The sequence below is a fragment of the Actinokineospora sp. NBRC 105648 genome (assembly GCF_030269645.1).
In the GTDB taxonomy this organism is placed as follows: Bacteria; Actinomycetota; Actinomycetes; order Mycobacteriales; family Pseudonocardiaceae; genus Actinokineospora.
The window spans coordinates 39,960-59,569 of record NZ_BSTR01000040.1 but is presented as its reverse complement, the minus strand read 5'-3'; the positions used below and the strand labels follow the sequence as shown (position 1 = coordinate 59,569).

17 protein-coding genes are annotated in these 19,610 nt (G+C 72.8%); 8 read left to right on the top strand and 9 right to left on the bottom strand.

What is annotated here, in order from left to right; translation table 11 throughout:
- Positions 1-86: 86 nt before the first annotated feature.
- Positions 87-1,313 (top strand): cation:proton antiporter, encoded by a 1,227-nt coding sequence (locus QSK30_RS27525; protein WP_285507142.1) that lies wholly within the window; start codon positions 87-89, stop codon positions 1,311-1,313.
- On the opposite strand, the gene QSK30_RS27520 is transcribed toward QSK30_RS27525, so the two are convergent.
- From QSK30_RS27520 to QSK30_RS27500, 5 genes are all read right to left on the bottom strand, one after another.
- Positions 1,276-3,519 (bottom strand): hypothetical protein, encoded by a 2,244-nt coding sequence (locus tag QSK30_RS27520; protein WP_285507141.1) that lies wholly within the window; start codon positions 3,517-3,519, stop codon positions 1,276-1,278. The genes QSK30_RS27525 and QSK30_RS27520 overlap by 38 nt on opposite strands.
- A complete protein-coding gene (locus QSK30_RS27515) occupies positions 3,519-4,439 on the bottom strand; it encodes a P-loop NTPase family protein (RefSeq protein ID WP_285507139.1) in 921 nt (306 codons plus the stop codon). The genes QSK30_RS27520 and QSK30_RS27515 overlap by 1 nt, the downstream gene beginning before the upstream one ends.
- 168 nt (positions 4,440-4,607) lie before the next feature.
- A complete protein-coding gene (locus QSK30_RS27510) occupies positions 4,608-5,474 on the bottom strand; it encodes an SAM-dependent methyltransferase (protein WP_285507138.1) in 867 nt (288 codons plus the stop codon).
- A 70-nt stretch (positions 5,475-5,544) separates the two neighbouring features.
- Entirely contained in the window at positions 5,545-6,408 is an 864-nt protein-coding gene (locus QSK30_RS27505; protein WP_285507136.1) for a helix-turn-helix domain-containing protein, read from the bottom strand.
- Positions 6,409-6,441: 33 nt separating this feature from the next.
- On the bottom strand, positions 6,442-6,678 hold the full coding sequence (locus QSK30_RS27500; protein WP_285507134.1) for a DUF397 domain-containing protein: 237 nt from the start codon (positions 6,676-6,678) through the stop codon (positions 6,442-6,444).
- A 210-nt stretch (positions 6,679-6,888) separates the two neighbouring features.
- On the opposite strand from QSK30_RS27500, the gene QSK30_RS27495 reads away from it, so the two are divergent.
- The 3 genes from QSK30_RS27495 to QSK30_RS27485 all read left to right on the top strand — a co-directional run bounded on the left by QSK30_RS27495 (position 6,889) and on the right by QSK30_RS27485 (position 13,081).
- Positions 6,889-7,410 (top strand): helix-turn-helix domain-containing protein, encoded by a 522-nt coding sequence (locus QSK30_RS27495; RefSeq protein WP_285507133.1) that lies wholly within the window; start codon positions 6,889-6,891, stop codon positions 7,408-7,410.
- Between the two features lie 1,066 nt (positions 7,411-8,476).
- Positions 8,477-10,012: an outer membrane protein assembly factor BamB family protein gene (locus tag QSK30_RS27490; protein ID WP_502871895.1), complete on the top strand. Its 1,536-nt coding sequence runs from the start codon at positions 8,477-8,479 to the stop codon at positions 10,010-10,012.
- Positions 10,013-10,099: 87 nt separating this feature from the next.
- Complete coding sequence (locus QSK30_RS27485; protein WP_285507132.1) at positions 10,100-13,081, top strand: amidohydrolase family protein; 2,982 nt, start codon at positions 10,100-10,102, stop codon at positions 13,079-13,081.
- 37 nt (positions 13,082-13,118) lie between these two features.
- Here the strand turns inward: QSK30_RS27485 and QSK30_RS27480 are convergent, their stop codons facing one another.
- On the bottom strand, positions 13,119-13,601 hold the full coding sequence (locus QSK30_RS27480; RefSeq protein WP_285507130.1) for a hypothetical protein: 483 nt from the start codon (positions 13,599-13,601) through the stop codon (positions 13,119-13,121).
- A 143-nt stretch (positions 13,602-13,744) separates the two neighbouring features.
- Here QSK30_RS27480 and QSK30_RS27475 point away from each other — a divergent pair, with 143 nt between their 5' ends.
- A complete protein-coding gene (locus QSK30_RS27475; protein WP_285507129.1) occupies positions 13,745-15,265 on the top strand; it encodes an alpha/beta hydrolase in 1,521 nt (506 codons plus the stop codon).
- Here QSK30_RS27475 and QSK30_RS27470 read toward each other — a convergent pair.
- Entirely contained in the window at positions 15,184-15,897 is a 714-nt protein-coding gene (locus tag QSK30_RS27470) for a response regulator (RefSeq protein WP_285507127.1), read from the bottom strand. The genes QSK30_RS27475 and QSK30_RS27470 overlap by 82 nt on opposite strands.
- Positions 15,894-17,039: a sensor histidine kinase gene (locus tag QSK30_RS27465; protein WP_285507126.1), complete on the bottom strand. Its 1,146-nt coding sequence runs from the start codon at positions 17,037-17,039 to the stop codon at positions 15,894-15,896. Before QSK30_RS27465 ends, QSK30_RS27470 begins: the two co-directional genes overlap by 4 nt.
- Before the next feature lie 390 nt (positions 17,040-17,429).
- Here QSK30_RS27465 and QSK30_RS27460 point away from each other — a divergent pair, with 390 nt between their 5' ends.
- From QSK30_RS27460 to QSK30_RS27450, 3 genes are read left to right on the top strand one after another with little or no spacing between them, the layout of a single operon-like run.
- The gene (locus QSK30_RS27460; RefSeq protein ID WP_285507122.1) at positions 17,430-17,627 is read left to right on the top strand and encodes a cold-shock protein; all 198 of its coding nucleotides are present in this window, start codon (positions 17,430-17,432) and stop codon (positions 17,625-17,627) included.
- A gap of 59 nt (positions 17,628-17,686) precedes the next feature.
- Positions 17,687-18,328, top strand: a complete 642-nt coding sequence (locus QSK30_RS27455; protein ID WP_285507121.1) for a DUF6292 family protein — start codon at positions 17,687-17,689, stop codon at positions 18,326-18,328.
- On the top strand, positions 18,325-18,561 hold the full coding sequence (locus QSK30_RS27450; protein ID WP_285507118.1) for a hypothetical protein: 237 nt from the start codon (positions 18,325-18,327) through the stop codon (positions 18,559-18,561). Before QSK30_RS27455 ends, QSK30_RS27450 begins: the two co-directional genes overlap by 4 nt.
- A 70-nt stretch (positions 18,562-18,631) precedes the next feature.
- Here QSK30_RS27450 and QSK30_RS27445 read toward each other — a convergent pair whose 3' ends face one another.
- Entirely contained in the window at positions 18,632-19,495 is an 864-nt protein-coding gene (locus tag QSK30_RS27445; RefSeq protein WP_285507116.1) for a DMT family protein, read from the bottom strand.
- Positions 19,496-19,610: the final 115 nt, after the last annotated feature.

The window sequence follows — 19,610 nt, the reverse complement described above, 5'->3', positions numbered from 1 at the left end:
GGGGCGCACCCCGCTCGGGCGACCCGCCCGGTCGGCCCGGCTAGCGGCGAGGACGCCATGGTCGCAGGACACCGGAGGCCCGGGAGATGACCGGCGGGGTCACGCCACCGCGCAGGTCACAGCTGCGGCCACTGCTGCGGCCGCTGTCGTTGCTGGCGACCGCCGCCGCGGGCTGGCTCGTCGCCGCCGGTGCCGGGTTGACCGGTGCGGCGCACTCGCCGGTGTACTCCTGGGTGATCACCGCGCTGCTGGGCCTCGGCCTCTACGCGGCGGCGTTCGGCATCGACCTGTCCGAGGCGCGGGCGCACCTGCGCACCGTGCTGCTGGCGGTCACCGTCGGCGTGCTGGCCAAGGTCGCGCTGATCGCCGGGGTCATGCTGCTGTTCTTCGACGACGACCCGCGGGTGGTGCTGCTCGCCGTCGCGGTGGCCCAGATCGACCCGCTGTCGGTGGCCGCGCTGCGCGACCGGTCCCGGCTCTCGCCCGCTGGGCGCTCGTTGCTCTCGGCGTGGGCGTCGTTCGACGACCCGGTCACCGTGCTGCTCACCGCGTACCTGGCGGCTTTCGTGCTGCCCGGCGACGGCGCCACCGGGCTGGGCGTGCTCGACACCGGGGTGGTCGCGGTGCTGTTGAACCTGGGGCTCAACCTGGTGTTCGCGGCCGCGGTCGCCGCGCTGTGGTGGGCTTTCCGCGCCCGCGCGCGCCGCAGGCGGGAACCGCTCACACCCGCGCGCCGCCGGGTGCTGGTCGTGCTGACCACCGTGCTGGTGCTCGGCCTGGCGGTGTTCGCCGTGGCCAACGCGCTGCTGCTCGGGTTGGCGTTCGTCGGTCTGGTGGTGCGCCCGGCGATCGGCCCGGTCATCGACCGGCTGGCCGCGATCGCCCTGTACGCGGGCACGTTCGCGATCGGCGTGGTGCTGGTCAACGGGGTCGGCTGGGTGCCGGGCCTGGTGCTGGGGGTGGCCGCGTTCCTGGCCCAGGCGGTGATCGCGCTGGTGCTGCCGGCCACCGGGCTGGCCCGCGGCGACCGGCTCGGACTCGCGCTGGCGCAGCAGAACGGGCTCACCGCCATCGTGTTGGCGCTGCTGCTGGAACCGGTGTACCCGGGCGCGGCCGGGACGGTGGCCTTCGCAGTGCTGGTGATCAACGCCGGGCACGGGCTGGCCAACGCCCGCTACAACCGCCCGCCGCCCGCGCCGGACGGCCCCGGACCCGCGCCGCGGCCCGCGCCCGCCGATCCGCCCGCGGCCCCGGAACAGGCGCCCGCCAGCCTGGTCATGCCGTTCCGGCCACCCGAAGCGCGGCCTTCCTGACGTCGGCCGCCAGGCTGCCCAGCGACTCGGTCGCCCGCTCGATCGGGGTGACCGCGCCGATCGCGCCCGCCCGCCGCGGTGCCAGCGCGGCCAGCGGCGCCAGCTCCGAGACCGCGACGTGGTCGGTCATCGCCTCGTAGACGTCGCAGATCTCGCGCAGGTCGGCCGCGCTGCCGCGGTCGGGCTCGGCCTGGAACCACTCGGCCACCCGGCCCCGGAACTGGCGCACGAACCGGCTGAACACGTCCGCGGCGCCCAGGGCCAGCCGCACCCGGGACTCGCCGAGCAGTGGCCGCAGCGTGGCCGCGGCGTCGTAACCGGTGCGGCGGAACGACTCGGCGACCCGGTCGTCGAACCGGGTCAGCTCCACCAGCAGCTGCTCGGCCCGCTCGAACAGCGCGGCTACCGAGTCGGGCAGCGTCTCGGGCCGCGCGGGCCGCTCGGTGGCTTCCGTGAGCCTGCCGGCCACCCGGTCGGCCACCTCCTCGGCCAGCGCGCGCAGGTCCGGTTCCCGGCTGCCCGCGCTGATGCCCGCGACGACCCGCGTGAGGTCCTTGACCTGCGCGGAAAGCCGGTCCAGCGGGTCACTCTCCCCTTGCGGCGCAAGGGCGAGCACGTTGTGCAGCGCGGCGGCCAGGTCGGTGCCGAAGGAACCCCGGTGCACCAGCGGTTCGGCACCCAGCAGGTCGCCCGCCGCCGCGGCGGCGGTGCTGCTCGGGTTGCCCACGGTGACCAGCAGCCGCGGGCCGGGTACCGCGGCCACCCAGTCGCGCACCCGGTCGACGTCCTTTGTGGACAGCAGGGCGCGCAGCACCAGCACCGCGCAGCCGTCCTCCCGCCCGGCCGAGCTGACCCGCAGCTCCACCCGGGCCCCGGGCGCGCCGGGCAGCACCTGCTCCTCGCGCACCTGCCACCCCCGCTGGGCGGCGACCCGGCGGACCTCCTCGGCCACCGTGTCGATCGTCGGCGGGGTCAGCTCGTAGGCCGCCTGGTAGAGCAGTTCGTCGGTGATCGGTGCCGGTGCCCCCGCGCCGGCGTCGGCCAGCAGGAACGCCTGGTGCAGCAGCCGGGCCACCGCGCGGGCGTTGCCCTTGGTGAAGTCGCGGATGGTGCGCTCGGCACCGGCGCTGAACGGCGCGAACTCGCGCCTGCCGAAGGTGCGCTCGTGCGAGGTCAGGATGAACTCGACGATGTCGGCCTCGGTGAAGCCGCCGAGCCGCAGGTGGTGGGTGATCCGCACGCTGACCCGCTGCGGCAGGTACGGCATGAAGTCCGGCAGCCCGCACAGGATGAAGCAGGCGCCCGACCGGCCCGCCGCCTCCAGCAGCGTGCGGAACGCCTCCATCAGCTGTTCCTCGGGACCGTTGCTGCGCGCGAAGATCCCGCTGACCTCGTCCACGGCGAGCACGAACCGCCGGTCGCGGCCGCCGAGCAGCAGCGCCAGCACCGACAGCGCCTCGATCGCGGCCAGGTCGTCGTCGATGCGCTTGTGCACGCCCCGGTTGCGCAGGTGGTGCCCGGGCTCGCCGCCCATCAGCCAGTCCCACACCGGTTTGCTCAGGCCGTCCTCGAGCAGCAGCGACATCGCGGTGGTGAACGCCGGGTCGTCGGTGACCGCGGCCAGCGTCTGCTGCACCTTGCGGGTGAGCCCGCTCTCCAGCAGGTCGTAGCGGCGCGCCATCCGGCTGACGTCGGCCGGGTCGGCCAGCTCCGAGGGCGGGATGTCGGCGTCGGCCATGGCCTGCTCGACCGCGTCGAGGTAGTAGAGCTGGACCTGGCGGACCAGCTCGGCCTCGGTGACCTCGGCGAGGAACTGCCGGAACAGGCTGAGGAAACCACCGCGCGCGGCCACCAGGTAGAGCGCGCGGACGTCCTCGTCCAGCACGGTGCGGGCGTGGTCGACCATCCGGATCGCCAGGTGCGTCTTGCCGACGCCGTAGTCGCCGGACAGGACGATGGTGACGCCGACGCCGCGCCGCGGGCCCTCGTCGGCCTGCTGGTCGCCGACCTGGGCGCCGCCGAGGTAGTCGTCGAGGTGGCGGAACGCGTCCTCGCGGGCGCCGGTGCGCACCGCGACCTCGGCCCGGTCCGGGTAGTGCCCGATCAGGCCGGTGTCGGCGACCGCCATCGGGCGGAACGGGTTCCTGCGCCACGCCTGCGCGCCACCGCTCATGTCACTGCCCTCGCCGTCGTCCGGGGTGCTCATCAGTCGAGGAACCGCTGGAAGTCCGAAATCGTGACCACGTCGGTCGCGGTGTAGCCCGCGCCCGCGTCCAGCCGCGCCTGGTAGGTCTTGAACAGCACTTCCTGCAGGCGTTTCACCGAGCGGCAGCGCCTGGGCAGGAACGTGAACGCGTCCTCGTGCACGTACGGGAAGGTACCGCGCTCGGCGGCCCGCGTCAGGCGATCGTCCACGAACAGCCGCACCTCGTGCGCCTGGATCTGACGCAGTGTGACCACCGTTGGTGGCAGCCTGGTCGAGGGCGCCTGGCGGATGTGCGCGATGTGCTCGGGGAAGAACCGGTCGGACTCGGCCAGGAACACCACCCGCGGCGAACCGCAGGCGTAGGCGTACTCGGTGACCTCGTCGACCAGGTCGCCCGGGCTGGGCAGCAGCACGACCACGGCCGTGCGCGCGGCCAGCACGGTGTGCAGCCTGCGCAGCAGCCACGGGTAGCCGCGCGAGTCCGCCGCGGAGTGCTCCGCGCCCGGTTTGAGCAGGTGGAGCTCGTGCAGCCGGGAGAGCAGCTCGGCGCCCACACCGGCTATCCGCTCCTTGCGCGAGAGGGCGTCCCTGGGGTCGAAGACCGACGGCAGCACCGGGGCCAGGTCCAGCACGGTCGTGCGCAGGCCGAGCTCGTCGAGCCGGTCCCGCAGGTGGGCCGCGCACCGGTTGACCAAGGCGCTCTTGCCCGAGCCGGTGCGGCCCACCACCAGGACGAAGCCGCCGTGCTCGCGCGCGCCGGGAACGTCGAACGCCGCGGTGAACTCCTTGAAGGCGCCGCCACCGCCGCAGATGTCGACGTAGAGGTGCTCGTGCTCGGCGACCAGGTGCGGCTGCAGCACCCCGACCTCGTAGTGCTCGAGCGCGGGCAGGGCGAACGGGTTGACCGGTGCGCCGTTCATCGCCGCCATTCCACCCTCACCCCCGACGGCTGGGACTCCGACGGTCGAGCCTACCGATACTGGGTCGTGATCTCCCGGCCATCGTTACCCACCGCCACCCGCATGGCGCAAACCGGCGCGCCGGGGAACCACCCGGGGGAGTCCGAACGAGAGTGTCCACTGTGGAGCTCACGCGGGCTTGTGGCCGATTCCCGCCAGGATGAGCGAGTGGTTGGGCTCGGGGAAGGCGAGCTCCGGCTGCCCGGGCGCGGCGTACTCCGGGTGCCACAGCGGGGTCCAGGTCAACCCCGGCTCCAGCAGCGCGAAGTCGCCGAAGAGCCGGGCGATCTCGGCCCGCGCCCGCCAGATGACCGGGTTGCCGGAGTCGTCGTAGAGCTGCTTGAGGGTGCCCAGGCTGTGCTCCAGGTCCGTCGGCACGCCCTCGTCGGTGACCTGCGAGATCGCCAGGTAGGAGTCCGGCGGCAGCAGGTCGCGGTAGCGGGCCACCGCGGCCGGGCCGAGGTCCGCCCCGCTGGGGTCGGGCTGGCGCACGTGCAGCACCGCGATCAGCAGCAGCGCCACCGGCTGGTCCGGGTCGATGATCCCGGTGCCCAGGACCTCGTCCCACAGCACGGCGGGCGCGCGCAGGTCGGCGGTGACCACCGCGTGCCTGGCGTCGTCGCCGGTGCGCTCGAGCAGCACCTGGGAGTGCGCGACCGCCACCGGGTCGTTGTCGACGTAGACGACCCGCGCCCGCCCGGGCGCGGACTCCTCGGCCACCTGGTGGGTGCTGCCCATGGTGGGGATCCCGGAGCCGATGTCGACGAACTGGCGCACCCCCAGCTCGACCAGCCGCCGCACGGCGCGGTAAAGGAACTGCCGGTTCGCTCGCGCGATCGAGCGCAGCAGCGGGAACTTGGCGAGCAGCCGCTCGGCGAGCTCGCGGTCGACCGCCCAGTTCGCGTCACCGCCGAGCAGGTAGTCGTAGACCCGGGCGATGCTGGGTCGGTCCAGGTCGATGGGCCGGGGCCGGTACGGCTCGTGCTCCGATTCCACGCCACGTCCTCTGCGTCCGCCGGATCTGCCTGCCTCGGTCCCGCCAAGCCTAGTGCGCGGTGCCCGCGAGTCATATCCGACCTTCAGGGGGAAGTGCGCCGTGCAATCGTTCCCGCCACTTCGCCAGGAATTCCAGACTGCCCCGGCGGTCCAGAGCGCGGGCGCTGAGAAATTCCCATTGCACCTCGTACCTGGCTATCTCCGGTTTTCGGTTGAGGTAGAGGGCGGCGCCGACGTGTTCGACGTAGGCGACGTCCGGCGCTTTTCCCGGCATGTCCAGCAGGGTGAACGACACGGGGACGGTCGCGGTCGCCTGGAACGGCAGGATCCGCACGGCGACATTCGGGAATTCGTCCTGCAGGTGGATCAGCGACTCCACCTGGTCGAGCGCCACGGCCACCCGGTGCGCCTGCTCGATCCGGTGGAAGGCGCCCTCGCCGATCAGGTACTCGTAGCGCGACTTCGGGTTCTTGGCGAACATCTCCCGCCGCTGCAGGCGGTTGCGGATCTGCGGGAAGACGCTGGGCCTCGGGTGGTCGTGGTCCAGCGGGAACATCGCGATCATGTGCGCCTCGCCCTGCAGCGGACCGGGGATCTCCTCGCTGTGCCAGCCGCGGATGCGCACCGCGACCCGCTCGAAGGTGAGGAACCGCTTGAAGTAGGCCGGGATCAGCGGCCGGGCGTTGATCGCCAGCCGCTGCTCCTGCGCCTGGGCGAGCAGTTCCCACCACTGGGCCGCGGCCTCGGGCTCGACCTCGAGGCAGTCGATCAGCCGGTGCAGGTCGCCCGGGTCGATCCGGGTGCGCCCGGCCTCGATCTTGTTCATCTTCGACTGGCTGAACCCCAGCATGACCGCGATGTGGTGCTGGCTGTGCCGGTGTCGCTTGCGGGCGTCCCGGATCAGCTGGCCGAGCTCGCCGCGCGGCTCGGTCACCGGGCCCACCGCCCGGCCGGGACACCGCGCGGGTCAGCGGTTCGCGCTGAGGAAGTTCGCGGTGCGGAAGGCGATCCAGGCGCTGGTGCGGAACCGGAGCACCGCGGCGCCGGGGCGCTTGGTGTCGCGCACGCCGACGACCTCGGCGTTCCCCCGGTTGACCGCGACGCAGTTGCCGCCGTCGGGGCCGCAGCGGCTCGCCGTGCGCCAGCCGTCGGCGTTGGGTTCGAAGCGGGAAAGCGCGCTGGCGCGCGGCTCGCGGATGTCCATGGGAACCCCCGGAGTGCCGTGGACTGAGCGGATGTGATTAATACTGTCCTAGGAATAATCACGTCGCAAGCCGACCGGGGAGTGTTCACCTGCCATGGATGACGATCCGCTCGAAGCGGTGACATCGCGGTTAGTCCTTCTCTCTGCTTCGCTCCCCGGTCGCGGTGTGCCCGCGGGGAAGCCGGTACCTGCGCGCGCCGGGGGCGCGCCATGAGCGAGGGACCCGCCCCGTTACGCGGATCGCGCCGCGCGGACCTGGGGCGGGAGTTGGCGGTGCGCTTCAGGAGGGGTGAGTCCGTCGGCGCGCTGGCCGAGTCGGTCGGTCGGTCCACCTCGTTGGTGCGCAGGCTGTTGACCGAGGCGGGCATCGTCGCCCCGGGGTGGCCCGCGTGCCTGGGCGTCCCGGAACCGGAACTGGCGGCGGTCCTGGCCGCGCGGTACCTGGCGGGCACCTCGATGGAAAACCTGGCCAGGGAGACCGGGATCGACCGGCGGGCGGTGCGGCGCCTGCTCGAGCGCGCCGAGGCCGCACCGCCGCCGCGGTCGGACCGGTCGAGGTTGACCGACACTGAGCTCATCGACTCCTACCGCCGGGGCGCGAGCCTGCGCGACCTGGCCGACCGTTCCGGGATGTCCTACGCCCGGGTCCGCGAGACGCTGCTCGCGGCCGGGATCACCTTGCGCGCGCGCGGGAACCCCTCGTCGACCCGGCGCGCCGACGGACGAGCCTGAGCGAGCCAGTGGCCAGCAGCGCCACCGATCCGCCCGCCACGTCCCAGGCGAGCCAGGTGAGCGCGCCGATCCCCAGTGCCAGCAAGGTGAACACCGGTCCGCGCGACGCGCGGCGCCACCACGACGGTGGCCGCGGTGCCCGGTGCCTGCCCGGTTCCACCGGCCCCCGCAGCAGGACCACGCACCACACCGGGGCGCGGGCGCGGTCTTCCCCCGGCGGTAAGACAACCTGATTGGGCGACGTCACCACGGGGTTCGCCGGTGGCGCCGCGGCCTCTTCGCCGCGTACGATCCACATCAAGGAATATTCCTCCACTAGCGTGATCAATTCCGATGGCCGCGGCTCTGCCAAGGGAACGCGGCCATCGGCATGTGTAACTCTGCACAGCCGATCATACGGGTCGCCGGCTATCCCCGACGAGCGGCCGACGAATGGGCGCAATCCTGCGGTGAGCGGTCAACGCGCCGGTATGGCCGTGGTACGCGGGATTGTCCAGGATTTGTCCTGCTACCCGGCGGTAAACGGGCCGAATCGGTCATCCCGTGGCGGAAAGTGTATTAATCGCGGCGCGCATTGGGCCATGTGGGGGCATTCGACTCCGATCGAGTGAACATTGATTTGTGCTCCGCTCGCGGGGGTGCGCACCAGCGGCACGACGGTGATCAACGGGGGCCGGCGGCGGCCAGACCTCTCGTCCGCGCGGCACTTGTCCAATCAATGGAACGCCGGTGCCCGCGTCGGTACCATCAGCCGTTCAGCCCAGCCCGAGCGCGCCCGCCCCGCTCAGTGCGGTTGACAGTTCCCAGTTGACCGGCACGGTTGGTCGATAGCGCACTTCCATCCTCGTTTCGCGATTGGCCGGACGGCGCGACGCGCCCGGAGACTGGTCCGCGACATCGCGCGGCCCTGCTGGGCGCGGCGCGGTCGAGACCCCGGCCGCCATCCGAGCGCGCCCCCGGGCGTGTTCACGAGACATGAGGAGTGCACGTGCCTCTGTTCGGAGGAAGACGATTCGGGGCGGGACGATCGAGGGCGAAGCGGGGTGCGGCCGCCCTGGCCGGTGCCGTGGCGCTGCTCGTCGGTGGCACGGCGGGCGCCGCGGGCGGACCGGTGGGCGGACCGGCGGGCCATGGCTTCGGCGACTGGCCGACCTGGACCGGTGACAAGTCCGGGTCGCGGCACAACGCCGCGGAGTTCCGGATCACCCCGCGCACGGTGGGCAAGCTGAGCCTCAAGTGGGCGTTCGCCTACCCCAAGAACGGGTTCCCGGCCAAGAGCCAGCCCGCGGTGGTCGGCGACGCGATCTACTTCGGCAGTCCGGACGGGAAGTTCCACGCCCTCGACGCCAAGACCGGTACCGCGCGGTGGAGCTTCGACCTCGACCCCGGCAGCACCTCCATCGACGGGCCGACCGTGGCCCGCGGCCGGGTCTACTTCGGTGACACCAACGGCGTCATCTACGCGCTCGACCAGCGCACCGGGCGCAAGCTGTGGGCCAAGGACACCGAGCCGCACGTGGCCGGGATGCACACCAGCTCCCCGCTCTACCACGACGGGCACATCTACGTCGGCGCCTCCAGCGGCGAGAACATCAACCCCGACCGCAACTACCCGTGCTGCACCTTCCGCGGCCACGTCGACTCGCTCGACGCCGACACCGGTGAGCTGACCTGGCGCTACTACACGGTTCCCGAGCCGAAGAACGTCGGGACCTGGCCCAGCGGCGCCACCCGCTACGAGCCCTCGGGCGCGGGGGTGTGGAGCTCGCCGGTGGTCGACGAGCGCACCGGCACCCTCTACGTCGGGACCGGCAACCTCTACTCCGGCACCACCGGCGACTTCGACTCGCTGCTGGCACTCGACGCCCGCACCGGCGCGGTGCGCTGGAAGCAGCAGGTGACCAAGGCCGACACCTGGCGGCTGCTGTGCGGCTTCCCGGACAGCGAGGGCTACTGCCCGGGGCAGAAGGACGGCACCGCGCTGGACTACGACCTGGGGGCGACGCCGACGCTGTTCCAGTCGCGCGGCAGGCAGTTCGTGGGCATCGGGCAGAAGAGCGGGGTGTTCCACGCCTTCGACGCGCGCACCGGCGCGGTGTCCTGGCGCCGCCAGCTGTCCACCCCGATGCCCGGCGGCGGGCTCTCCGGCATCCAGTGGGGGAGCAGCTTCGACGGCCGCAACGTCTACATGGCCACCAACCGCGGCAACCCGGGCACCGTGTTCGCGCTGAACCCGGCCAACGGCGACGTCGTGTGGCAGACCCCCAACCCCGCCAACGGGTGCACCACCGGCGGCGCGGCGAAGTTCCCCACCGTGTGCGGCCTGGCGCACACCCCCGCCGTGACCACCACGCCCGGGCTGCTCTACGAGGGCAGCAACGACGGGAAGATGCGGGTCTACGACACCAAGGACGGCAAGGTCGTCTGGGAGTTCGACACGATCCGCGACTTCCCGGGCGTCAACGGGCTGACCGGGACCGGGAGCGCGATCTCCGGCAACGGCGGCGCGGTGGTCGCCAACGGCATGCTCTACGTCCAGTCGGGCTACTGGCCCGGCTACCCCAGTGACCACGGCAACGTCCTGCTGGCGTTCGGGCTCTGACCCACCTGCCCCCACCCGCCGGACCCCAGTCGCCCCCGCACCGGTTCCCGGCCCCGGCGCGGGGGCGCACCCGCCTGAGGAGTCCTGATGAGAAAACGGAGACTCGGCAGCGCCGCACTGGCCTGCCTGCTGACCGCACTGCCCCCGACCGCCGCCGGGGCGGCCGGGCCGCCCACCCCCGGGCACGTACCCATCACGGTCACCGTGACCGAGGGCACCAACCTCGCCGTCGCGGTGTCCCCGCGTGACGGGTCGTTCGTGATGGACGTGCAAGGGAAACTGTTCTCGGTGCCCCGCGCGGGGGGCGCCGCCACGCCGATCGGATCCGACTTCCTCGACCCGTTCTGGCCCTCGTTCTCCCCGGACGGCAGCCAGTTGGTCGTGCAGTCCTTCGCCGACGGCTTCTTCCACCTCCGCACCGTCAGCCCGGACGGGCGGACCACCCGGCAGCTGACCCGCGGCGAGTCCGACGACCTGTACCCCGCGTGGTCGCCGGACGGCACCCGGATCGCGTTCACCTCGGACCGCTCGGGCAACCAGGACATCTGGACCGTCGACCTGCGCGGCGGCGAGCCGCGGCGCGTCACCACGGCGGCCACGGCCGAGTCCCAGCCCACTTGGGCGCCAGACGGTGCCAGCATCGCCTACGTCCAGGGCAACACGCTGGAGAGCGTCGACCTCGCCACGGGGACCGTGCGGACGCTTCTGCCCGCGGCGCAAGGGTTTGTCGCGGCACCGTCGTGGTCGCCGGACGGGCGCAGGCTCGCCTTCCTGCGCTCCGGTCAGGGTGGTCGGGCGTTGCAGGTGCTTGAGGCGGGCAGTGTGCGCCCGGTGGGCACCTTCACCGACGTCTTCCCGTTCCCGCCGCGCTGGCTCTCGCCGGACCAGCTGACCTACGGTGCCAACGGCAAGATCGTCGTCACCGACGCTACGCACGGGACCAGTCGAACGGTGCCGTTCGCCGCCACCTTCACCCTCGACCGGGACCGCTACCGGCCCAAGGAACGCGACTTCGACACCCGGGCGCCGCAGCCGGTGCGCGGCATCGTCGGGCCCGCGCTGTCCCCAGACGGCCGGACGGTCGTGTTCAAGGCGCTCAACGACCTGTGGTCGCTGCCCATCGGTGGCACGCCCCGGCGGCTGACCGACGACCAGTTCTACGAGATCGACCCGGCCTGGTCACGCGATGGCACCCGGATCGCCTACGCCTCCGACAAGGCGGGCACCGAAGACCTCTACGTGCGCGAGGTGGCCACCGGGGCCGAACGGCGGGTCACCGCGCTGCCCGGTGCCGAGTTCGCGCCCGCCTGGTCGCCCGACGGGAAGACCCTGGCGTTCCAGGACACCGCGAACCAGACGTCCACTGTGGACATCTCCACCGGTGCCGTGCGGCTGGTGCTGGGGGAGACGTTCAGCGTACCGGGCAAACCGAGCTGGTCACCCGACGGCAAGGTGCTCGCGCTCACGGTGACCGCCGCGGAGCACAACCGGATCCTGTTGGCAGACCTCGCGGCGGGCACTACCCGGACGGTCGAACCCGCGCCGTCCGGATCGGTGTCGACGCGCGGTGATGACGGGCCGGTGTGGTCGCCGGACGGCAGGCTGCTGGCGTTCTCGATGAACAGCACGATCTGGGTGCTGCCGGTCGACCCGACGGGCACCCCGACCGGCCCGGCCCGTCAGGTGACCCGGGAGGCGAGCGACGCGCCCACCTGGAGCGGCGACTCGAAGACGTTGCTGTACCTGAACAACGGCAGGCTCAAGACGACCACAGTGGACGGATCGGTGGTGCGCGAGGTCCCGGTCGGCCTCACCTTCACCCAGGACCGGCCGACCACCCGCACGGTCGTGCACGCCGGTCGGCTGTGGGACGGCGTGCACCCGGAACCGCGCACCGACGTGGACATCCTGGTGGTGGGCAACCGGATCCAGCGCGTCGAGCCGCACCGCGCGGACCGGCCCCGGGCGGGCTGGCGGTTCGTCGACGCGAGCGGGTTGACGGTCACCCCGGGTCTGGTGGACGTGCACAACCACCAGGAGATGCGGTCGAAGTCCTACGGCGACCGCCAGGGCAGGCTGCTGCTGTCCTTCGGCATCACCGCGACCCGCTCGACCGGCGACCCGGCGTACCGGGCGCTGGAGGGCCGCGAGTCGCTCAGCTCGGGTGCCCGGGTCGGGCCGCGCTTCTTCATGACCGGTGAGATGCTGGAGGGCACCCGGGTCGACTGGGAGTTCGCCCGCCCGGTGCGCGACGAGCAGCAGCTGGGGCTGGAGCTCTCGCGGGTCCGCGAACTGGACTACGACCTGGTCAAGACCTACGAGCGGTTCCGCGTCGACTGGCAGGCCCAGGTCGCCGACCGCGCCCACCGGTGGGGCGTCCCGACCACGTCGCACTACCTGTTCCCCGCGATCGGGCACGGCGTGGACATGAAGGAGCACATCGCCGCGCCGTCCAAGTGGGGCTTCGGGTTCGCCCGCGAGGCGTCGCCGGGCGGGGTGTACGAGGACGTGATCCAGTTGGCCGCGCGCGGCGGGATGCCGTTCAGCAGCACGCTCTTCAGTGCGAGCTCGCTGCTGGCCGACGACTCCGCGATCGAGTCCGATCCGCGCGTGCGGACCTTGTTCACCGGTGTCGAGCAGCAGATCTTGCACGCGAAGGTGTTGTGCGCCCTGGGAACGGGTCCCTGCGGCTTCCTCGACGGCACCGCGGAGCAGGCGCGCCGCGACGTGTCGGTGATCAAGCGGCTGATCGACGCGGGCGGCACAGTCCTGACGGGCACCGACGCCCCGCTCGACACCACAGCGGTGGCCGTGCACCTGAACCTGCGGGCGATGGTGAAGTACGGGCTGACCCCGTTCCAGGCGTTGCAGAGCGCGACCTTGCTGCCCGCGCGGCAGTTGGGCGTCGCGGACGACCTGGGCAGTGTGGAGCCGGGCAAGCTGGCCGACCTGTCCTTCGTGGAAGGCGATCCGTCAGTGGACGTGGCAGCGTTGGCGAAGGTGCGGATGGTGATGCGGAACGGGACCCTGCACACGGTCGAGGACCTGTTGGCACCATTCAAGCACTGACGTCGGGTGGCGGGGCCGATCACGGTCCCGCCACCTGCTACTCGCCCGTCGCCACGATGACCAGTTCGTCGGTCCTGGGGTCCACGTACACCGAGGCCGACCACCGGTCCCGCTTGAACGCCGCGTCCAACGCCGGACTGGTGCTGAACGGTCCGGCGGGTAGGTGCGCGGCCATCCCGTCGACGACCTCCGGCTTGCTGTCGCCCGCGACCGGTGCGTACGCCGTGGTCAGCTGGGTGGCCTTGGTGTGCGTCAGCTTCACGACCGCGTCGATCCAATAGGTCGACGGGCCCGGTGTGTCCGGGTCGCCGTAGGTGCCCGACATCCACCGGACCGACTCGGGGGTGCCCAGCAGCGGGAACCGCGTGAGCAGCGGGTCCAGGTCCGAGCGCAGTTCACCCGTGCCGGACTTGCGCGCCTGGCCGTCGCTGTGCGTGCCCGCCCGCTCTCCCGGACCCGCCGCCTGGCAGGACGCCAACGACAGCGCGATCACCACGGCCGCGCCAAGCCGTGCCGGCACCGCTCGCACCAGCACCGCCCCTCGGGGTAGACCACCCCGCAAGACAGACCTACGCCCTCGGCAAGATCCCTCGCGCGACAGAAGACGCCACGAGCACCTCAGCCCTACGTTCACCAGGTATCCCTTCTGCACCGCGGAGAACTGTGAAACACGCACTCCTGGCTGTCGCCCTCGCCGCCACCCTAGCCACCCCGGCAACTGCCACCCCCACCGTCACCTGGCACGACTGCCGCACCACCCCCGACGACGAGATCGGCGCGCAGCTGCACGATGCGGGCGCACAGTGCGCCGAGATCGAAGTGCCCGTCGACCACCGAGACCCCAAGGGCCGCAAGCTGTCCATCGCGATCGCCCGTCGTCCGGCCACCTCGAACCGGCTCGGCACCCTGCTGGTCAACACCGGCGGTCCCGGCCCGTCGCGGGACGGCGTGGTACTGCTCGCCGCGGGCTTGCCACCCGCGCCTGCCGGGGCCCCGGAGGTCGCCGCCCACTACGACCTGGTCGGTGTGGACCCGCGCTTCTTCGGCCGCAGCAACCCCTTGGAGTGCGGCTGGCCCACGGACCGCTACCTGCGCAGCGCCCAGTTCGCCAGCCCGGACCGCCTCTCGTTCGACCGGAGTGTGCGGGTCGCGCGCGACCTCGCGGCCCGGTGTGAACCGAAGCGGAACGTGCTGCCCTATGTGTCCACCCGCGACATCGCGCGTGACCTGGACATGGTGCGTGCGGCGTTGGGGGAGCGGCGCGTTTCCTACCTCGGTTGGTCGTACGGCGGCTACCTCGGCGCGGTCTACCTCCAGATGTTCCCGGATCACGTTGACCGAGTCGTGCTGGACAGCACCATCGGCCCCGACGCGCAGGGGCCGGCCCTGACCCGCGAAGCCGGTCCGGCCACCGCCGCGGCCCTGGCCGACTGGGCGCGGTGGGCCGCTCGGCACGACGAACAGTACAACCTCGGCCGCACGCCCGACCGGGTGCTGGGCACGGTCGACCAGATCAACCGCGCGGCCGCCCGCGAGCCGCTGCGCGTCGGCGAGTACCGGATCGATGCGTCGATGGTCCCGGGTCTGCTGTTGACCGTCGACGACACCGAATCGTCCTATGTGGAGCTGAGTGCCCAGGTGCGGGTGCTGCGCGACGCCGCCCGGCGGCTGCCGGTGACCCCGACTCCCGACCAGGCGGCCAAACTGGCCCTCTACGCCACCCCCGAGGTGATCCCCGAGTTCGGCTTCAGCGCCGCGACCGCGAACCAGTGCGCCGACCGGGCCGCCGTCCGCGACCCCGAGGCGTACTACCGCGACATCCAAGCGCACCGGGCCGCCGAGCCGCTCTACGGACCGCTGACCCGCGACATCACCCCGTGCGCGTTCTGGCCGACCCGACCCGTCGAACCGCCGACCAGCTTCACCACCGGCCACCCGGCCCTCCTCGTCGGCGCGGCCGGTGACCCGGTGACCCCGTACCCGGGGCAGCGGGCCATGCGCCACGCGCTCCCCGGGTCGCGGATGATCACCCTGGACAGCGCTTTCCGGCACGGTGTCTACCTCTTCGACGCCAACCCCTGTGTCGACGACAGCGTCAACGGCTACCTGCTCGGCGGTGCGCTCCCCGACGCCGACCGGACCTGCGCACGCACCTCGCCGGGGCGGACCAAACCTGCCTCGTAGGCGGTGACCACCGCCTGCACCCGGTCGCGGACCCGCAGCTTGGCCAGCAGGTGGCTGACGTGGGTCTTCACCGTCCCCTCGGCCAGTACCAGGTGCTCGGCGACCTCCGCGTTCGACCACCCGCGGGCCAGCGCCACCAGCACGTCGCGCTCGCGCCCGGTCAACCCCTCGACCGCCCGCGCGGCGACCGGGTCGTATCCGGGCGCGAGCCGGTCGAGCAGCCTGCGGGTGGTCGACGCGGCCAGCACGGCGTCCCCCGCGCACACCGAGCGCAGCGCGCCGAGCAGCTCCTCCGGCGCGGCGTCCTTGAGCAGGAAGGCGTCCGCCCCGGCCCGGATCGCGGCCAGCGCGTTCTCGTCGAGGTCGTAGGTGGTCAGCACGACGACCCTGGGCGGGTTCGGCAGCGCGGTCACCAGCCGGGTGGCCGCCACGCCGTCGAGCACCGGCATCCGCACGTCCATCACCACGAGGTCCGGGCGCAGCCGCTCGGCCTGCGCGACGCCTTCGGCGCCGTCGGCGGCCTCGCCCACCACGGTCAGGTCGGGCTGGGAGTCGATCACCATCCGCAACCCGGCGCGGATCAGGGCGTGGTCCTCGACCAGCAGGACCCGCACGGGCACCCGCGCGCTCACCCCGGCACCGGGATCCGGGCGCGCAGGACCCGCCCGCCGCCGGGACGCGGCGCCAGCGTGACAGTCCCGTGGTAGGCGCCCGCCCGCTCGCGCATGCCGCGCACCCCGTACCCGGGGGTGGCCGGGGCACTCGGCGCGGGGCCGTCGTCGGCGACCTCGATCTCCAGTCGTCCCGGTCCCCAGCGCAGCGCTACCTCGGCGCTGGCGGCCGGTCCGGCGTGTTTGAGCACGTTGGTCAGTCCTTCCTGGACGATCCGGTAGGCGACCAGGCCGAGTCCCGGGTCGACAGGGCCAGGTGGTGGTCGCATCGCCAAGCGCACGTCCAGACCGCCCGCGCGGACTCGGTCCACCAGTGCGGGGATGTCGTCGATGCCCAGCGCGTCACCAGGTCCGTCGCGCAGCACGCCGAGGACCCGCCGGGTCTCCCCGAGCGCCTGCCGGGCGTGCTCGGCGATGGTGGCCAGCGCGGCGCGCCCGGCCGCGGGGTCCGGGGCGTAGCGGCCGCCGTCGGCCTGGGCGATCACCACCGCGAGCGAGTGCGCCACGATGTCGTGCACCTCGCGGGCGACCCGGTTGCGCTCGGCCAGCACCGCGAGCCGGTCGCGCTGCTCCCGCTCGACCTCCAGCAGCCGGGCCCGCTCGGCCAGGGCGTCCACCTGGCCGCGGCGCACCCGGTGCAGCGCGCCGAGTGCCCAGGCCGCGAGCACCGAGGCGCCAAGGAAGGCGCCGGTGATGACGTGCGCGGACACCGTCTGGGCCAACCGCGGCCAGCTGAGCCCACCCAGGCAGGCGCCGACCAGTCCGGCCAGCAGGACCAGCCGGGCGGCCCGCGCCGAACCGCCGACCGCGACGGCGTAGACCGCCATCGGCACGGCGAGGTTCGCGGGCACCGCGCCGACGGTGTCGCGCAGGGTGGCCCACTGTACAAACGCGACAGTCCCGACGACCACCGCGCAGCCGACCGGCCTGCGCCTGCGCACCGCCAGCGGCAGCGACAATCCCAGTGTGACGAGGAAGTAGTCCGGCCCGGCGTGCACGATCAGTCCGAAGAGGACGGACGAGGTCGCGAGCGCGGCCGCGGTGACCACGTCGACCAGCGGTGCCCGCCGCGCCAACCACGCCTCAACCCGTGCGCCGACCACGCCGCCACCCTAGTGCGGCCCAGCGCCACCGCGCCCCCTCCTGACGGCTGACATCCGGCCGGATCCGCTACGCCGCAGGACTTAGCCCAACCGGTCCAACCGCCTGCCGGGCGCGTCCGGCCGGGTACCGCCGCGCCGCCGTACGGTGTTCTCGCCCATGACGGCCCGGGTGCTGGTAGGGTTGTTTGTGTCGAGCAGGCACACACGGGCACTCAGCCCGCGCGGTCCTCGACGTGACCCGTTCGCGCATGGCGCGGGACGCGGCCCCCCTTCCACTGGAGTGCCGTCGTCCACCCTGGACATCTCGACGGTTCAGCCGTCCCACCAGCCCCCCAGGCCGCAGGCTCGGGGCTGCCCGCGATCGGGTCGACCGGACACGAGGGAGAACGCATGGCACGGGGAACGGTCGCGTGGTTCAACGGCACCAAGGGCTTCGGCTTCATCACCCCCGCGGACGGCGGGGCCGAGCTGTTCGTGCACCGTTCTGAGCTGGGCGACCTCCTCGGGCTCGAGGACAAGCAGGAGGTCGAGTTCACCGTCGGCGAGGGGCGCAAGGGGCCGCAGGCCCAGGCCGTCCGCCTCGTCTGAACCCGGCGGCGCCCCCAGCGGGGGTGCCTTGTCCCACCGCCAGACAGATTGGAACCCGGATGACCCGAGCCACCCCGCACCGCCCCAGGCACGAGACCGGTGACTTCGCCAAGGCCAAGGCCGAGGCGACGCGCGCCGAGGGCGCCGAGCGCGTCAAGGCCGCCCGCACCGTCGCCGACAACTCGATCGACGCAGGCGACCAGAGCGCCCTGCTGGCCATGCTCGGGTTGCCCGAGCGCGCCGAGCAGGGGCCGGACGAGGCGGCGGTGCTCGGCCGAGCACTGGGCCGCTACGTCCGCGCCGTCGCCGAGGCGGTCGGGGTGCCGGTGGAGGGCACGAGCTTCGAGGTCACCGACACGGCCACCGCGTACCTGGCCCTCTCCCGCCGCAGGCCCGAGCGCCCCGACCAGGACCTGATGCTGGTCTGGAACGAGCGCCAGGGCTGGGCGGTCTCGGTCGAGGTGGCCTCCCCGGTGGTCCTGGCCCGGCTCGACGGCGACGTCGTCGCCGCACCGCGCACGGTCGCCGAGTTCGTCAGCACCTCGATCGCCCGCGGCGGCCCGCACCGGACGCTGGTCGCCGTCCCCCCACCCGCCAACCGCCTGCACCTGGCCGAGCGCATGGACCACCATGTCGGCTCGGCCTCCGCGGACTATTCCCCGGTCGTCCCCTTCGGGCAGCCGAGTCAGGAAACACGATGAGCACCACCCAGTTGAGCACCACCGACATGAGCACCACCGTGGTCGAGCACGACCACCGGACGCCGGCGATCCCGCTGTTCAGCCACCCCGCGGTGGCCTACCACGTGGAGAACGCCACGGCCGAGCGGATGGCCGTCCCGGTCTTCCACGGCCCGGTGGACGAGGTCCCGCAGCCCCGCGGTGTCGTGCGGACGCGGCCGACCTCGACCGACCGCCGCACCCGCCGCTCCTGATCCCGTCGCGCCTGCCGCTGTCGAGCACGCGAGCAGGCGCGGCCCCGGTCAAGTAAGAGTCTCGCGCCGATCAGGCGTCGGCGTGCGCGTCGGTCGACGCGCCGGTCGGCGCCTCGACGTCGCGGGCCCTGGCCAGCAGGGTGACCCCGACGGCGGCGACGGCCCCGCACGCGGCCGCCAGCACGATCTCCAGGCTGGACGCGGCCAGGTCCTCGTTGAGGAACACCACCCCGATCGCGGTGGCGGTCGCCGGGTTGACCAGGTTCGTCACCGCCAGCGGCGCGCCGAGGCCGTGCCGGTAGGACCGCTGCGTGAGCACGGTCGCGGCGATCGCGAAGGCACCGATGGCCAGCACGGTCAGGATGGTCACCGGCCGCGGCAGCACCGCCAGGCCCTCGGCCTGCAGGTGCACGACCGTGGTCTGGCACAGCGCCGAGCACACCGCGAAGGCCACGCCACCCCCGACCGCCTCCCACACCGTCGACGCGCCCGCGCGCCTGCCGCGCAGGCCGAGCAGGGTGACCACGACCGTGGTGGCGGTGAGCAGCCCGGTCAGCTGGGTGCTGGTGAGCGTGCCCGCGTGGCCCCCGGTGGCGATGATCAGGGTCAGCCCGGTCAGCCCGACCACGGTGCAGGCCATCCCGGCCAGTTCCAGCCCGGTCACCCGGCGGTGCGCCGAGCTCGCGGCCAACGGCACCGCGATGACCAGGGTGAGCACGCCCAGCGGCTGGATCAGCGAGAGCGGGCCGAAGCCGAGGGAGACCACGTGCAGGGCCGCGCCCAGCACGTTGAGGGCCTGGGCGGCCCACCAGATCGGCACCCGGGTCAGCTCCCGGACGCTGAGGTGGCCGTGCCGGGCCTGGATGAGCGCCGCGGTCGCGTAGATGATCGCCACCCCGACGCAGAGGACGATCGTGATGATCAAGTCGGTCATGGCGACAGTGGTTCCCGGTCCTTCTCGGTTCGTCCGACCGAGCGGGTTGATCCAGCGTCGGCACGCATCCCCGACGATAGCCCGACACCCTGGGTGACCGAGCCGTTTCCGGACA

Excerpts from the sequence above, each read along its gene's own strand:
- QSK30_RS27460 (WP_285507122.1), top strand. The coding sequence starts at position 17,430 with ATGGCACGGGGAACGGTCGCGTGGTTCAACGGCACCAAGGGCTTCGGC.
- QSK30_RS27445 (WP_285507116.1), bottom strand. The coding sequence starts at position 19,495 with ATGACCGACTTGATCATCACGATCGTCCTCTGCGTCGGGGTGGCGATC.
- QSK30_RS27520 (WP_285507141.1), bottom strand. The coding sequence starts at position 3,519 with ATGAGCACCCCGGACGACGGCGAGGGCAGTGACATGAGCGGTGGCGCG.
- QSK30_RS27450 (WP_285507118.1), top strand. The coding sequence starts at position 18,325 with ATGAGCACCACCCAGTTGAGCACCACCGACATGAGCACCACCGTGGTC.
- QSK30_RS27515 (WP_285507139.1), bottom strand. The coding sequence starts at position 4,439 with ATGAACGGCGCACCGGTCAACCCGTTCGCCCTGCCCGCGCTCGAGCAC.
- QSK30_RS27485 (WP_285507132.1), top strand. The coding sequence starts at position 10,100 with ATGAGAAAACGGAGACTCGGCAGCGCCGCACTGGCCTGCCTGCTGACC.
- QSK30_RS27495 (WP_285507133.1), top strand. The coding sequence starts at position 6,889 with ATGAGCGAGGGACCCGCCCCGTTACGCGGATCGCGCCGCGCGGACCTG.
- QSK30_RS27455 (WP_285507121.1), top strand. The coding sequence starts at position 17,687 with ATGACCCGAGCCACCCCGCACCGCCCCAGGCACGAGACCGGTGACTTC.
- QSK30_RS27525 (WP_285507142.1), top strand. The coding sequence starts at position 87 with ATGACCGGCGGGGTCACGCCACCGCGCAGGTCACAGCTGCGGCCACTG.
- QSK30_RS27500 (WP_285507134.1), bottom strand. The coding sequence starts at position 6,678 with ATGGACATCCGCGAGCCGCGCGCCAGCGCGCTTTCCCGCTTCGAACCC.